This window comes from Methylocapsa sp. S129 (assembly GCF_009765995.1).
Classification (GTDB): Bacteria; Pseudomonadota; Alphaproteobacteria; order Rhizobiales; family Beijerinckiaceae; genus Roseiarcus.
Genome location: NZ_LMUI01000042.1, coordinates 112365 through 127377, shown reverse-complemented (window position 1 = coordinate 127377; position 15013 = coordinate 112365). Strand labels below are relative to the sequence as shown.

The following is a 15013-nucleotide window of genomic DNA, read 5'->3' as shown; positions in this document are numbered from 1 at the left end:
CTTGGAGACGAAACGCACTCGCCCGACGTCTTACGACCGTTGGGTCACCAAAAAGAACACAGAGGAAAAGCGAAAGGGAGATAAGGAAATGAGTGTAAAAGACGTGTTGCTGCTGTTGGCGATTTCGGCGGGTCTTTCAAGCCCGGTTATCGCCGCCTCACCCAACGGTTCGCCGATTCTGATAGGAGTCATGGGTGGAACCACCGGCGCTTATGGAAATGTCGGGACCCAAGCGCAGCAGGGGGCTTTCCTCGCTCAAGACAAGTTAATGTCGGAGGGCGGGATATTGGGACGTCCCGTCGACGTTCAAGCGGTAAACGACAACGGCGACGGAACGCTTGCGGGGCAGCAGTTTCAGAAATTCGTCAGCGATGGCGCCGTCGCCATTGTTGGGTCGCCGGACAATGGCCCGATCACCGCTCAGTTGGCCGACAAGTTCCACATTCTCGATATCGGCTTGGTGGATGGCGGCGGCCTGACGGTTTATCCAAATGGACCCGACAAGCCGCCTCATAAGTGGGTGTTTCAGTCGGGTGGCAACTCCTTCGCCTGGGGGGCCGGTTTTGCCGATTATGCGCTCAAGCACTGCCCAAAGGGCCTCGCTGTGTTGCACGACACCACGTCGTGGGGCATGGGCGGAATCGCCGCCATAAAGCTCGCTTACGAGAAGGCGGGCAAACAAATAGCGCTTGACCGTCCGATAACCGAAAACTGGGCGACGGGGGCGACGGCCCAATTGATGCCGGAGGTCGCGGCGGTAAAGAGGTCAGGCGCCGACTGCGTCGTAGGGTGGCTTTCGCCGCCCGATCAGGCGGCATTCGTACAGGATCTGCACACTTCGGGTGAAAATCTTCAGGTGATTGGCAGCCCGGACGCTTGCGCGGACAATACCTTCGCGGACCTCGCCGGACCGGGCGCGGATGGAGTCCTTTGCGCGTTCATAACGGCGGAGCTGCATCAAAATGATCTGTACAAGGAGTTCGCCGCGGCTTACCGCAAGAAATATAACGCCGAGCCGACCCAGTCCGCCGAGATGAACTATCAGGCCATCATCACATTGGCTCATCTAATCGAACAAACAAAGTCGACCGACCATGCCGTGCTTCGGGACGCTTTCGAGAAACTGTCAGGCTATCAGGGCATCGTGGGGGAGATCAGCTTCTCGCCGACGAAGCATGTGGCCCTGGCGGAGGAGGATTTGACCCTGGTCAAATACGATCTCGCGAATAAGAAGTGGGTCGAAATACACGAGTGAAACGTGCGCGCGCCCAAGGAGCTTAGTCGCCTCTGGAGCGCGCGTCACGCCTCGCGGCGGCGACTGGCGCTGAAGGTTCGGCGCCAGAATTGACCGAATTGAGGCTTGGAGAAAAGCCATGAATTGGCCGCCGGCCGCTGGCGAGGGGCTCTCGCAAATTGTCGGAGACGAGCCGCTTCTTAAGCGCGCGAGCGGTTTTTGATTCTTGGAAGGTCCTGTTTGGCGGGCGTCGGATGGCGTTCTCATTTTCAGCGACATACCCGGCGATTGCCTCTACCGCTTCGATCCGCGTCACGACCGGGTCGAGGTGTTCCGGTCGCCCAGCAACAAGACCAATGGAAATTGCCTCGACCACGAGGGGCGTCTTCTGAGCTGTGAACATGCGACCAGCTGCGTCGTACGTCAGGAGGCGAACGGCGCCATGTCGGTAGTTGCGAGCCATTATCGTCGGCTGGAACTCAACAGCCCCAACGATATCGTTGTCGACGGTTCGGGGCGTCTATATTTCACGGATCCCCCTTACGGACGCCGTCGCGGCGAGGGCGCGCTGCTTGGCGTGGGCGTTCCGCGTGCGGAGTCGCAACCAGTGCGAGGCGTTTACCGGGTCGATCCGCGCGATGGCGCGATAGAGCGGCTCATCGAGGATTTCGAAGGGCCAAATGGCCTGTGTTTTGCGGATCGCGGCGCGACATTGTTCGTCAATGATTCGGCGAGGGTGCACATCCGCCGTTTCGACGTGCGAGATGATGGACTACCTGGCGGCGAGGTCTGGGCCGAGCTCAAGGGGGATGAACCAGGCGTTCCGGACGGTATGAAAATCGACGGCGAAGGCAATCTTTTCTGCTGCGGGCCAGGCGGCATCCACGTTTTTGCGTCGGACGGTCAGCTTCGCGGCGTGATCGCAGTCCCCGAGGTTGCGGGAAATTTCAATTGGGGCGATCCCGATCGGCGGACCCTGTACATTTGCGCCACGTCTTCGCTCTATAGCCTGAGAACCCTCATTCCAGGGCCAACCGACGCGCTGGGTTGACCACAGGAATGACGAGAAGCCATCTACTCAATAAAATCACAGCGGAATCCGTCGCCCCATCGCCTTACAGCGCCCATCGACGGAGAGGGGAAGTGCGAAAAGCAACATATTGTGCCGGAGTCGCAGTAGCGCTCAAGGAAGCGTCGTCGAGTCTGGACCGCCTTCTGTTTATCGAGGTCCAGTAGCATGTGGAGATCAGGAAAGCGCGCCTGCAGCGGGGAATGAATGAGGTCCCCGGTAATAACCGCTTGATCGCCTCCTCGGCCGAGTTGAACGGCGAAATGGTCGATCGTATGACCCGGCGTGGGCATCAGTCTCACGTGCTCGGATATCTCATGATCGCTGGCGACCATATCCGCTTTCCCCGCCGCCACAATGGGCAGCACGCTATCTTGGATGTGAGGCGGCGGTTCAACGCCGCTTTCGGGCGTCCAGACAGCCATCTCCTTGCTTGAAAACATATAGCGCGCGTTGGGGAACGTCGGCTTCCATCGACCATTTTCGAGCCGCGTATTCCAACCTACGTGGTCGACGTGCAAGTGCGTGCAAAGGACGTAGTCGATATCTTCGACGCGCAACCCGACGCCCGAAAGCGCGTCCATGAAAACCGTGTCGGTCTTGTGGTGCCAGTAGGGGTGTCGTAACCGCTCCTTGTTATTCCCGAGACAGGAGTCAACCAGAATGGCGTGGTGAGGCGTGACCACCACATAGGATTGAAAGCAAAGGACGATCCAATCTTGTTCGTTCAATGCGGCGGGCTGTAGCCAGGAGCGGTTGGCTTCGAGCCTTTCCCACGTCAAGTTGGGTAGAAACTCGGTCGCGTGGCGCTCCGCGAGAGTCATCTCGATCAGCCGGTGTATCGTCATATCGCCAACGCGGAAACTGATGCTCACGAGCCATACATCCCAACTGCCTGGGCGCGGGCAAAGCCGCCGACGAGTTCTGCGAATTCGGCGTACGAAATCATGAGACGCGTTTCGCATTTCGTCTCAAGATCGCGCTTGATCGTGAGACCGTGTGACAGATACAGTCGAACGCGATGCGCAACAAGCCCTGCTCGGACACGATCGATTGGAGTTCGCACGGCCTCGCCGAGTGTAGCGGAGCGTAACACGCCCTCGCGCCGCTTCCGCTCTTTGCGGCCGCGTCGGCGCTAGAGGCCCAAACTGTGCCAGAACTTCATGAACCGATGGTGGCGCTTCGCCCGATGAGCGCCGGCGGCGAGGTAGTGGAAGACTATGGCCACGCCGGACTGACGCTGCGTGCCCACCCCGTGACTTTTCTTCGCGCCGACCTGCGGGGCCAGCGCATCGTCACCTGCGCCGAGGCGACGAAGGCCGACGACGGACGCTGGCTTCAGACCGCGGGCCTCGTTCTTGTTCGGCAAAAGCCGGGCACGGCGAAGGGGGAGGTTGCAGATGTCCGGGCGCCACTCAGCTTCCGAGATCGACGACGCGTTTGAGAGCGGCCGGGAAGCCATTGAGCGAGATTGAAAATGTCACCGCCTGGCCGGTGTTCAGATTGAAGCTGGATACGGCGAGCGTCGTTCCCTTCTTCATCGCGTCGGTAGCGACTGCGGGGAAGCTGACGGGCAGCAGGCATCCTTCAGGGACGCAGGTCGAAAAGCGCAGGCCCTGACCAAGGTCCCTTTCGTCCAGCTTGAGGACAGCGCCTGCGTCGAGTTTGAGTCCGAAGGGCATCAGGATCGCGCCATCGGTTTTGTCGTCCCTTGTTGTCAGAAGTTCGATAGCGAAGGTACGTTGACCGGTCCGCTTGTTTCCCTGCGCTTGGGACAACACGCAAGACTTCCGACCACCGTCGATGCGGCAATTTACGACCCAATCGCCAAAGCTTTCGGTGATAGACGAGGCCCCGTTGGGAAGCTGAGCGGCTGGCGTTGAGGGAGAAGGCGCGACGGTTGGCGCCGTGGGAATCGAAGGAGCGACCTCTTGCGCCTGTGTCGTAGGCTTGGGCGCTGTTGGTCTGGGGGCCGCCGCCTTGACGCGCAGCTTTGCCGGTGGTCGCGTCAGCGCGCCAGGTTGAGGAGCGGCAGGCCCGGCTTGATCGGGAGAGATGGTCTCAGTCCGTTTGGGCACAGCTTCGCCCTGCTGGGCGGCGGAGCCGACCGCCGCGATGCTGACGACGATTACGGAGGATAAAAAGATAATACGGGAACGCGATGTCATAGGAACCATGAGATGCTAGCGGTGACGGAATGGACGAGGGAGCGAGCTTGACTGAAGTCATCGAACGTAGCTGAGGGGTTGTCGGGTATCGGGATGGGGCATGACGCCCATTGGGATGCCGTAGATCGCTTCGAGCTCGACGGGCGTCATAATCGTATTCGGCGCGCCGCGCGCGATCAACTTGCCGGTGTGAAGGGCAAGAATCTCGTCGCAGAAGCGGGCGGCCATATTGACGTCGTGCAGAACCGTGACGACGCCGAGACCGCGATCCCTAGACAGCCGCTGTACAAGCGAAAGCACTTCGACCTGATGAGTGATGTCGAGGGCCGAGATCGGCTCGTCGAGCAGCAGGCACTCGGCATCTTGCGCGATGAGCATAGCGAGCCAGACGCGCTGGCGTTCGCCGCCGGAGAGCGTATCGACCAGCCGCGCGGCAAAGGATGTGACATCGGTCAGCGCCATCGCCTCGGCGACCTTGTCCTCGTCGGTTTGGCCGAAACGGCCAAGCGCGCCATGCCAGGGATAGCGGCCGAGGGCGACCAGTTCCTTGACCAACATGCCTGAGGCAGGGGGCGTCTGTTGCGGCAGATAAGCGACTTTGCGGGCGAAGGGACGGTCGCCCCATTCCTGCAGCGCTCTGCCCTCGAAACGGATCGTTCCGGCCGAGGCCGGCTGTTGGCGCGCCAGCAGCTTTACCAGCGTCGACTTGCCAGAACCGTTATGACCGATGAGGCCGACAACCCGCCGCGCCGGCAGGGTCAGAGTAAGCGGTCCGAGCAGCGCACGCTCGGGGATGACGAAGGTGACGGCGTCGAGTTCGAACAGCGGCTCACCGGCGGCAATGGCCGAAGGGGATGATGCGGGCGGTTTGGGAGCGAGCTTCAGCATGGGCCTCATGAAACGACTTAATGATTGAACCGGATCGGGACGGTGAGCGCGATGGAGCCGCCGCCAAAGTCTGGCGGCGGCGAGGGAACGGGGTTGGCGCGACGGACGAGCGCAACCGCTTCCTCGTCGAGGGCGCTGTCGCCCGATGAACCGATCAGGCGAGCGGACAGGACCTCGCCGGACCGGTTGATGGTGAAGGCGACGGAGGCCGTGCCGACGCCGGCACCGGGCGGATAGCGCTTGTAGCGGTTGAGATGGGCCATCAGCTCGCCCTTCCAGGAAGCGGGCGAGATCGAAGGCGCGGAGGAAGCGCCGGCCGAAGGGGCCGCTGCCGTATTGGAACGCTGGGCTTCCGATGTCGGCGGCGCCGTCGTCTGCCGAACCTTCTGCGTGTCGGGTCGAACCGGCTTCTTGCGCTCGACTTCATGCTTCTTTGGCGGCGGCGGCTTCGTCTGAACCTGTGGCGTAGCCGGTGGCGTCGGCGAAGGAGGCGGAGCGAGTATGGCGTCGGCGTGTTCTTGCCTGAGAAGGTCGGGAACCTTGACCTGCGGTTCCGGAACTGGAACCGGCGGCAAGTCGGGAGGGGCTGGTTCCGTGGGCGTTACTGGCGGCGTTGGATCGGGCTTCGCATCCTCCACTGTCTTTTCGGGCGGAGGCGGCGTTGGGTCCGGTTTAGCGTCCTCGGCGGGTTTCGGCGTATAGGGGGTAGGATCGGGTTGGGCCTCCGTCATTTGCGGGCCGGGCGCGACCTCCTGCGGCGGAGCTTCTGGCGCGACGGGGAGTGGGGCAAGTTCGATCATGACGGCGGGTGGCGGGTCTCCCGGCGCGGCTTCCGCAGGCTGCCAGTTTAGCGCGACCCACACGACCCCACCATGGACGGCGGTCACGACCGCGGCCGCCGCCGTCCAGCGCAGCGCGACGAGGCTTGCCCGAAATTTTCCGCAGCGCTTTGGAGGATCGCGCCAATCGCTCATGGCTTCGACGGACCTTCGGAGGGCGGAGAACCCGTGGGCGGGGCGACAGACGGCATAGACGGCGAGGCGCCCCCTGACGACTGTCCCGTGTCCTCCAAGCCAACGAGCGCGACCTTGAGATATCCCGCGTCGCGCAACAAGTTCATCACCTTCATCAGTTCGCCATATGGAACCGTCTGATCGGCGCGCAGGTAGACGCGCTGCTCGCGGTCGTTCTGCGTTTGCGCATCGAGGGTTGTCTGGAGCGTGTCGCGCGGAACCGCGTCGTTGCCGAGCGCCAACGTGAAATCACCCTTCACCGTCAGAAACACTGGCTTGTCCGGCCGCGGCTGCAGTTGGGCGTTCGAGACCGGAAGATCGACGGCGACGTCGACGGTAGAGAGGGGAGCCGCCACCATGAAGATGATCAGCAGCACCAAAATGACGTCGATGAAAGGCGTGACGTTGATGTCGGAGACTTCCGTCAGGTCGCCGTCCTGCGGCTCCTTGAGCGTGACCGCCATCGGCTCTACTCCGTCGTACGGAGCGCTGGCGCCACCGCCCGTGGGAGGGATCGCTCGGCCTGGGATGACCGTGCCGGCAAATCGGTCGAGACCGGACCGCCAACCTGCTGCTGCCGTTCGAGATCGCGGGAAAGATGCTGCAGGACCTCCCCCGAGGCATCGGACAGCAGCGCACGGAATCCGGCGATCGAGCGGGCGAAGATGTTGTAGATGATGACGGCGGGAATGGCGGCGACGAGGCCGATCGCAGTGGCGAGGAGCGCTTCGGCGATGCCAGGGGCCACGACGGCAAGGTTCGTTGTATGCGACTGGCTGATGCCGATGAACGCGTTCATGATTCCCCATACTGTGCCGAACAGCCCGACGAAGGGCGCCGTGGCGCCGATCGTGGCGAGGAGGCCAGTGCCCCTGGCCATGTTGCGGCCGGCGCGTGCTTCGATCCTGGACAGCGCGATCGATAGCCGTTCCTTGATTCCCTCCGCTGACAGCTCGGAGGAGCGCTTCGTTTCTCGCACGGCTGCCTGAACGAGATCGGCGACGGCGCCGCGGCGCGTCCAGCCGCCCTCGATCTCGCGTGTCGCAGCAGAGAGATTGTTGGCTCGCTCCAACTTGCGCGTGGCGCTTTTGGCTTTGCGCTTCGCTGCGACGAGCTCGAGGCCCTTGGCGAGCCAAACGGTCCAGGTGACCAGGGAGGCGAAGGCTAAACCCACCATCACTGCTTTCACAATGATGTCGGCGTTCATGAACATCGACCACGGCGACAGGTCATGCGGTAATGACGCGATCGCCGTCGCCGGTGACGGGGCCGCAGGCGATGGAGCGGCCGGATTGGTGGAGAGGTCGGGGGCGGCCGATGACCGCGCTGCAGCGTTGGCCGCGGGCGCCGTCGCGGGGGTCGGTGCGGCCTGCGTCGATGCAGTTGCGGCATTCTCCCCCAAGGCGGTCGAGCCAGAATCCAGCGCGACGCCGGCCAACATCGCGAGCGCTAAACTCCCATGCCTGATCGGGATGAACCATCCGCGGCCGAGCCGCTTTGCCTGTCCACGAACCATGTCGGTCTCACTCGTTTCGTTGTGCCAGAGCCACGCAAAGAAGGCTCAAAGTTCGTTCGTCCAATGGGCCGTCAGGACCGGACGGTTGCGTGGCGATCTTCGATTATCTTCCCCTCGGACAAACGGACGACGCGATCGGCGGCGCCGAAATACCGATCGTCATGGGAGATGACGATCAATGTCCTGCCCTGCGCCTTCAGGTCGGGCAGTAGTTCTTCATAAAAGATGCGTCGGAATTCCGGATCCTGATCGGCGGCCCATTCATCGGTGACAAGGATGGGGCGGCGTTCCAGATAGGCATGGACGAGCGCCAGACGTTTTCTCTGGCCCGTCGAAAGGTCCGTGGTGGAGAAGCGGTCGCCCTCGATCTTTACCCTCTGGGCAATGCCCAGCCGCTCGAGATAAGGCTGAGCGTCTTCGGACAGCGCACTATCGGCCAGATCGTCGAATAGATAATAATCGGAAAAGACGGTACTGAAGAGCTGCCGATAGTCGTCGCGGCTCTCGGGTGTGAGACGTTCGCCGTCAAAGAGGATCGCGCCGTCTTGCGGGACGTATAGCCCGAGCAAAAGCTTGACTAGCGTCGTCTTGCCCGAGCCGTTCTCGCCGATTATGAACAACATCTCGCCAGCGCGAATCGTTAGGTTGATTGGACCGAGTCTGAATGGCGATCGCCCATACCTCGTCGGGAAGGCGTAGGTAGCGCCTTGAAGCTCGATCAAACGGATCGTCCGCGGCGGTGGCGGCGCGTCGGTAACTAGCGCGATCGCATGGTTTGGCTCGTGCTGGTCGAGTTCCGTCGACAATTCCGCGATGCGCCTAAACGAGACGCGCGCCTGATCGAGGATTGGTAGGGCGCCGGCGATCCGCTCGACCGGCCCCTTGACATAGAGCAGCACGATCACAGCGCCGCTAACGACGCCGGCGTCGATTCCGAAAGCGTGCCGCCAGGCCAACAAAAGACCGATGACCGCGAAGAACACCGCCGACCCGGCGGCGTCCGCAACCCAGAACAGACGCATTGCCCGACTCTTGAGCGCCGCGATGCGATCGGCTGCGGCCGAGAGCAGAACGCCATGCACGCGCGCGCGTCGGGCTCGATTGATCTTCAATTCCTTGGCGCCATCGATGATGGCGCGGTACTGCTTGTGCAGATCGTCCTGGGCGACCCGCACGTCCTCATAGTCGCGAATCCAACCCCGCTTGGCGATGATGTTTATCGCGACACCCAGGCCAAGCGAAACAAGCGCCAGGAGAAACACGACAAGTGACAATGTGAGAAGATAGATGAAGCTGCCGACCGTGACCGCAAAGGCGATCGCATATCCTGAAAAATTGAAAGTGAATGCGGAGACGGTATCGACGTCGTTCGTCAGCACCGCCATGATGCGGTGGGAGCGAAAGGCCTCCAACGCGGCGATCGGGGCTCGCAGAATCCGCGCTGAAATGTCCTTTCTCAAGGCGGCGATCAGCCTTTGGCCGATGATGCTGTTGAGGGCGCCGGCGATCGCCGCGCCCCCGACGCTGAGCAGGCAAAGTCCCAAGAACTCCGCAAGGAGCGTCCATGTCGCCCCCTGCGGATCGTGCAAGCCCCGATTGATCGTCGCCAGCAGCCACGCGGTGGCCAAGCCGCTCAGCGCTCCGACCGCCGTGCCGAACAACGTAAGTATCCAAAACGGCCGCAGGAGACGGAACGCTTCGCTCATCAAGATTCGAAAATCGTGGTTGGACTTCTCGGTGCTCATGTGGCGCGGCTCCGCATGAGCCACAGGAAGTAGGGGCCACCGACGAAGGTCGCCAACAGGCCTGCCGGAATCTGATAGGGAAACAGCAAGTTGCGCCCGAGCCAGTCAGCCACCGCCATGATCAAAGCGCCGACGATGGCCGCACCCAGACATAGTGGGATCGGACGTTGGACGCCCGCCATTCGGAGAATATGCGGCGCCATGAGACCGACAAATGTCAGAGGACCAACAAGCAAGGTCGGGACCGCGGTCAGGATTGCGGTCAACGCAAAGAGTATGGAGCGCGCCTTGGCGACGTCGACGCCAACCGCGCGCGCGTTAGCCGCGCCGGTTGTGAGTATGGCAAGCCAGCGAGTTGGAAGCGGCGCCAGCGCCATCGCCGTCAGAGCGATGAAGGCGGCGATCGTCGCATCATCAGAAGTCACATGCGAGGTGGAGCCCGCCATCCATGATAGCAGCAGCTGCGTGCGTGGATCGCCGATCGTTATCAGAAACGAAACCAGTCCAGTGAATATGGAGCCAAGAGCAACCCCGGCGAGGAGCATCCGTTCTGGCGAAAAAGCAGACTTGCGGGCGAGCGCGAACGTCGCGGCGAGCGTCAGGGCGGCTCCGATGGCTGCCGCACAGATCTGCATCGGCCTGCCTGGTGCGGCAACTGCGAAGACAATGACGATGACCCCAAGCGCTGCGCCCGACGAAACTCCAAGAATCTCTGGCGACGCCATCGGATTGCCGGTCAGGCGTTGGAGGAGGGTCCCGGCGATCCCGAGCATGGCGCCAGCGGAGACCGCGGCTACGAACCGTGGCCAGCGCCAGGAGAGGACATTTTGAAGCTCAGTCCATTGAGTGAAATGCCAGCCTTCCGGACTCTGACCGACCGCGAACATTGGCCACGCAAGGAGGAGCAGAAGCGTCAGGAGGCATCCCAGGACCAGCCATTCCAGAGGGACTCGCTGCGCCGCGTCCGCCGCCATAGACGGAGGAATCGCCTGTTTCAATCGCGGCAGAAGCCAGAGCATCAGTGGCGCGCCCATGAGCGCCGTCACGCTGCCGGTCGGGATCTCGCTGAATCCCCGGCCGAGTAATTCAACGAACTGATCTGCCGACCACAGCAGCAAAGCTCCGAGGAGGGGCGCCCAAAAAAGCCTTTGGCGTGATGTCCGCGCCCCAGAGAGCTTCGCGAGCGCGGACGCCGCAAGGCCCACAAATCCGACCACTCCGACCGCGCTGACGACGACCGCGCTCAGTGCGATCGCCGTGCCGAGCGAGACCAAGCGAATCGAGCGAAGCGAAAGGCCGAGACTGCGGGCGCTCTCATCTTCGAGAGCCATCACGCTGAGAGGCCGAAGCAGGAGAGCGATGACAAACAACGCCATGACAAAGCGCGGTAGGAGATACCGGGTCGTGCTCCAATCGTTCTGGAGCAGCGATCCCGTTCCCCAAACGAAGACGCTCTGCAGGTGGTCGTAGTGGAACAGCGTCAAAATGGCTGCTAAAGCGCCGCAATACAGACTGACGATCAGCCCCGCGATCACAAGCCGGAGTGGCGAAAGACTTTGCCGCCACGACAGGCCAAAGACGACGAGCGCGGCGCCAGCCGACCCCGTCGCGGCGATGAACTCACGACCGATGGCCAGTAAACCCGGCACCCATAGTGTCGCCGCGGTCAAGGCCAGCGCAGCGCCGGCCGACATTCCCAAAGTCGTTGGTTCGGCAAGGGGGTTGCGCAAGACCGTCTGCATCACCGCGCCCGCCAAGCCAAGCGAGGCGCCCGCGATCAAAGAAACGGCGATGCGAGGCAAGGCGGCGTACCAGAGCACCGCCGCATGGGCGTCATGAGCGCCGCTATTTGCGAAAAGTTCGCGCCAGACGGAAACGGGAAATTCCGCGTGGAGATGCCACGCTGTCGCAGAGCCTCCGAAGAGCGCAAGAAGAAACGCAAGATGTCTGGGGCTGACGCCGCTCGAGGCGTCCCTATCTAAGGCGAGAGCCTCGGTCATGCGCCGCCATCCTCAACCAGGAGAGACGTGAGCAGACCACCGAAGCGTTCGGCTGTCGGCAAGCCCCCGAAACCCCACACCATTGGGAGGTGTCCAATCCGTCCGGCTCTGACCTGCGGAAGGCTTTGCCAAAGGGCGCTGCGGAAGAGGCCCTCTGAAGCTCCGTGATCGGGAGACGCAATCCAGATGATTCGCGCTTCCGGGTCGGTGGACAATGCATCGACGCCGATATGCGTGCTCCCCCAGAGGAGGTCGGGGGGCGCCGACCAGGCATTCGCGAGACCGAGCCGACGCATGACTTCGTCGAATAGGCTGCCGGTGGTGAAAACAACAAGGTTGGTCGGGGTCAACGCCTGCACGAGATAGATCGGCCGTCGATCGTATGCGGAGAGGCGCACGCGATAGCGCTCCAACCGGCGGTCTATGTGATCGATAAGATCGACGCCCATCGAAGGTCGTTCGGCAATCTCCGCGATCTGCAACGTCGCTTCGCGCGCCCGCGCGAATGGGTCGCCGCCCCTGGCATAAAGCGTAAAGGATTCAACCCGAGAAAAACGCTCGATGATCGACCGGAGGCCGGATTGCCACGACTGAATGAGGACGATGTTTGGCGCCAGACTTGACAACAGTTCGAGGTTGGGGTCGCTCTGAAAACCGACGTCGACTATCCCGCTCGGCGTCGGCGGATAGCCAACCATCTCGTCGTAGCCTGTGATTTCCGCGGCGCCAATCGGTCGCACCTGCATTGCATAAAGGGTCTCGCTGATCGCCCAGTTCAGGGATACAATACGGACATCGGGTCGAACGAGTGGCTCCGCCCACGCGCCGGAACTATGCGCTGCAACCAAGCCAGACAACCCAGTCACAATTGCGCGACGGGTCAGAGGCAGCCCGTCGCCGATCGTCACCTCAGTTCTCTTTGTGGGGAAGGCGCGCTTTTCAGCCACCGGCGCCATCACCACCGATATTTCAGGTTTGCAAGTACAACGCGGCCTGCGCCAAAGGCGCACAGGCCGTCATCGCAGTACGAGATATAGGATTTGTCGAACAGATTGCTCGCCGTCACCGCGAACGAGAATCCACGCAAGCTGGGGAGCGCTTTCCCGAGATCATAGTGGATCGCAAGATCGAACAGCGTTGCGGAGGGCACCTTAAATGTGTTGGCGTCATCTCCCCATGACGATCCGAGATACCGGATGCCGCCGCCGATCTGCAACCCCCGCGACCATTGCCATGGCGTGTCGTAAGTCAACCAGGCGGAGGCCATATTCGCCGGGATGCCTGGGGGAGCCTTGCCGAGGTCCGCACTATTGCTCTTCGTGTTGACAAGGTCGGTATAGGTGTAGCTGCCGATCAAACGCAGTTCGTCCGTCAGCGTAGCATGCGCCTCTAGTTCAACGCCGCGCGAACGCACCTCGCCGGTCTGCACCTGGAAGTCGACGTGATCCGGATCCGCCGTTAGAACGTTTTGCTCGGTCAGGTTGAAGACCGACGCGGTAACAAAACTGTTCGAGCCTGGCGGTTGATATTTGACGCCAGCCTCATACTGTTGGCCGGTCGTCGGCTGAAACGCCGTGCCGGAAAAGCCCGTTCCGATCGTCGGTTGGAATGAGGTGGAATAGCTCGCATAAGGGGCAAAGCCGCTGTCGAACAGATAGACCAAGCCTGTTCGCCAGGTAAACGCGGCGTCAGATTGGTCGGTTACATCGCCGGTCGTCAGGCCCTTCGAGCGCTCGTTGGCGAAGTCCTCGCGGATGCCGGCAAGAAACACCCAATGCCCGAAACGAATTTGGTCCTGGGCATATACGCCGGCTTGTTCAATATTCTGGTTCCCGGATGACCCGAACGTCGTGGTGGGCTTTGGTATCGCTTGGTAGTACTGCGGATTGGCGATGCTGAGATTGGGGGCGTCGTCACCCTGGAATATATGATCGTAGTCGGTGTTGTACAAGTCGACCCCGAACGTCGCAGTGTGCTGAAACGGTCCGGTTTGGAACTTCGCCTGCGCGTGGGTGTCCATCGTTTCCGCATTAACAGTCCCTTGATTGTGATACGCTTGGCGTATCAGAGCGCTTCCATCCGGGGTCAGCCCAACGGGCTCCAGCGTATCGATCGTCTGCTTGTTATAGAGGTAGCGGAAATCCTGGTAGATGGACCAGGTTTCGTCGAACTTGTGAGAAAACGAGTACCCGATCGATGCTTCCTCCTTAGAGAAGTGATCATATGAAGGGTCGCCTGCATTGAAGCTGCGGGAGATCGGAATGCCCGGCAGAACCGTGCCCTGGGGAGGGACGAAGTTGTAAAAACCCGCCTCCGGATCGTACTGATAATTTCCGAATATCGTGAGATTTGTATTTGCGTCCGGACGCCATGTGAGTGACGGCGCGATCGCGATCCGCTGCTCCCTGATGAAATTCGCTTGGGTACCCGTGTCGAACGAATCCCCGGTTATACGGCCAAGCAGGGTTCCATCGGCGTTAAGCTTGTCGCTTACATCAAAAGCGCCCTGGATTCTCCCATAACTTCCTGTCTGCAGCATTATTTCGTGCAGCGGGTCGTCTGTCGGACGCTTGCTGTCAAGGTTCAAAATGCCCCCGGGCGATGCCTGTCCATAGAGCACGGATGCGGGGCCTTTCAACAGTTCGACGCGGTCAAGAAGGTAAGGATCAAAGCTTGTGATATTGAAGCCCGCAACCGAACTGGGCAGTATCAGGCCGTTCTGATATTCGTCGATCTGGAAGCCACGGCTGTAGAGGTACTCAAGCGAGTCCGTATTTGCCCCTCGCTGCTCAGGAACGACGCCGGACGTGTAGCGGAGCGCCTGGGAGACGCTTTGCGCGTTCTGATCCTCCATCTGCTGCCTTGTAACGACGGAGATCGACTGGGGCGTCTCGATGATCGGCGTGTCGCTCTTGGTGGCGGTCGCACTGCGTGTCGCGACGTAACCGACGCCGGGACCGTGCGGCGATTGGTTGTCTCCTTGCACGTTGATCGTGTCGAGCGGAATGGCGCCCGCTGGCGCGACGCCATTAACCGCCGTTGCATTCGGTCGGGCGATGGTCACGGTGTTTTGCGCGGTCGCGCTGTAGGCGACGCCGGTGCCCAACAGCAGTCGCGAGAGGGCGGCCATGTCGCCTGCGCGACCCCGGAAGCCTGGGGAGTTGATCCCCTGCAGGTCGGCGGTGCGGTAGGCGAGTTGCACGCCAGACTGGTCCGCAAATTGCCGCAAGGCCGTCGACAGGGGTTGGGGCGCGATGTTGAACGAGTGGCTCTGAGGCGCCTGGGCGTTTGCCTCCGGGACGAGCAACAGCACGGGAGCGAGCCCAACAACGAGTGCGGTCGCGATAAGAAGGGACGACGCCAATCCGGCCCGAACGCTC

General features: G+C 61.6%; 12 protein-coding genes and 1 pseudogene. 3 read left to right on the top strand and 10 right to left on the bottom strand.

Annotated features, from left to right (window positions below):
* Position 1: 1 nt before the first annotated feature.
* Entirely contained in the window at positions 2 to 1255 is a 1254-nt protein-coding gene (locus GSQ90_RS21195; protein WP_158816883.1) for an ABC transporter substrate-binding protein, read from the top strand.
* A 205-nt stretch (positions 1256 to 1460) separates the two neighbouring features.
* Positions 1461 to 2285 (top strand): SMP-30/gluconolactonase/LRE family protein, encoded by an 825-nt coding sequence (locus tag GSQ90_RS21190; RefSeq protein WP_246731700.1) that lies wholly within the window; start codon positions 1461 to 1463, stop codon positions 2283 to 2285.
* Positions 2286 to 2308: 23 nt separating this feature from the next.
* On the opposite strand, the gene GSQ90_RS21185 is transcribed toward GSQ90_RS21190, so the two are convergent.
* The gene (locus GSQ90_RS21185; protein ID WP_174247516.1) at positions 2309 to 3178 is read right to left on the bottom strand and encodes an MBL fold metallo-hydrolase; all 870 of its coding nucleotides are present in this window, start codon (positions 3176 to 3178) and stop codon (positions 2309 to 2311) included.
* A gap of 230 nt (positions 3179 to 3408) precedes the next feature.
* Between GSQ90_RS21185 and GSQ90_RS21180 the strand changes: the two are divergent.
* Positions 3409 to 3699, top strand: a pseudogene (locus GSQ90_RS21180) (DNA-binding protein); the annotation flags it as partial.
* A gap of 19 nt (positions 3700 to 3718) precedes the next feature.
* Here the strand turns inward: GSQ90_RS21180 and GSQ90_RS21175 are convergent.
* The 9 genes from GSQ90_RS21175 to GSQ90_RS21135 form a co-directional block, all read right to left on the bottom strand.
* Complete coding sequence (locus GSQ90_RS21175) at positions 3719 to 4471, bottom strand: invasion associated locus B family protein (RefSeq protein ID WP_158816882.1); 753 nt, start codon at positions 4469 to 4471, stop codon at positions 3719 to 3721.
* 57 nt (positions 4472 to 4528) lie between these two features.
* A complete protein-coding gene (locus tag GSQ90_RS21170; RefSeq protein WP_158817335.1) occupies positions 4529 to 5359 on the bottom strand; it encodes an ATP-binding cassette domain-containing protein in 831 nt (276 codons plus the stop codon).
* A gap of 17 nt (positions 5360 to 5376) precedes the next feature.
* Positions 5377 to 6333, bottom strand: coding sequence for an energy transducer TonB (locus GSQ90_RS21165; RefSeq protein WP_158816881.1), 957 nt, complete (start codon positions 6331 to 6333; stop codon positions 5377 to 5379).
* Positions 6330 to 6836 carry a TonB system transport protein ExbD gene (gene exbD / locus GSQ90_RS21160; RefSeq protein ID WP_158816880.1) on the bottom strand — a complete coding sequence of 169 codons (507 nt, stop codon included), beginning with the start codon at positions 6834 to 6836 and terminating at the stop codon, positions 6330 to 6332. Before exbD ends, GSQ90_RS21165 begins: the two co-directional genes overlap by 4 nt.
* Before the next feature lie 5 nt (positions 6837 to 6841).
* Complete coding sequence (gene exbB / locus GSQ90_RS21155; RefSeq protein WP_158816879.1) at positions 6842 to 7813, bottom strand: tonB-system energizer ExbB; 972 nt, start codon at positions 7811 to 7813, stop codon at positions 6842 to 6844.
* A 146-nt stretch (positions 7814 to 7959) separates the two neighbouring features.
* The gene (locus GSQ90_RS21150; protein WP_158816878.1) at positions 7960 to 9633 is read right to left on the bottom strand and encodes a cyclic peptide export ABC transporter; all 1674 of its coding nucleotides are present in this window, start codon (positions 9631 to 9633) and stop codon (positions 7960 to 7962) included.
* A complete protein-coding gene (gene fhuB / locus GSQ90_RS21145) occupies positions 9630 to 11633 on the bottom strand; it encodes a Fe(3+)-hydroxamate ABC transporter permease FhuB (protein WP_158816877.1) in 2004 nt (667 codons plus the stop codon). The genes GSQ90_RS21150 and fhuB overlap by 4 nt, the downstream gene beginning before the upstream one ends.
* Positions 11630 to 12541, bottom strand: coding sequence for an ABC transporter substrate-binding protein (locus tag GSQ90_RS21140; protein ID WP_158816876.1), 912 nt, complete (start codon positions 12539 to 12541; stop codon positions 11630 to 11632). The genes fhuB and GSQ90_RS21140 overlap by 4 nt, the downstream gene beginning before the upstream one ends.
* 47 nt (positions 12542 to 12588) lie before the next feature.
* Positions 12589 to 14946 carry a TonB-dependent siderophore receptor gene (locus GSQ90_RS21135; protein ID WP_158816875.1) on the bottom strand — a complete coding sequence of 786 codons (2358 nt, stop codon included), beginning with the start codon at positions 14944 to 14946 and terminating at the stop codon, positions 12589 to 12591.
* Between the last annotated feature and the right edge of the window lie 67 nt (positions 14947 to 15013).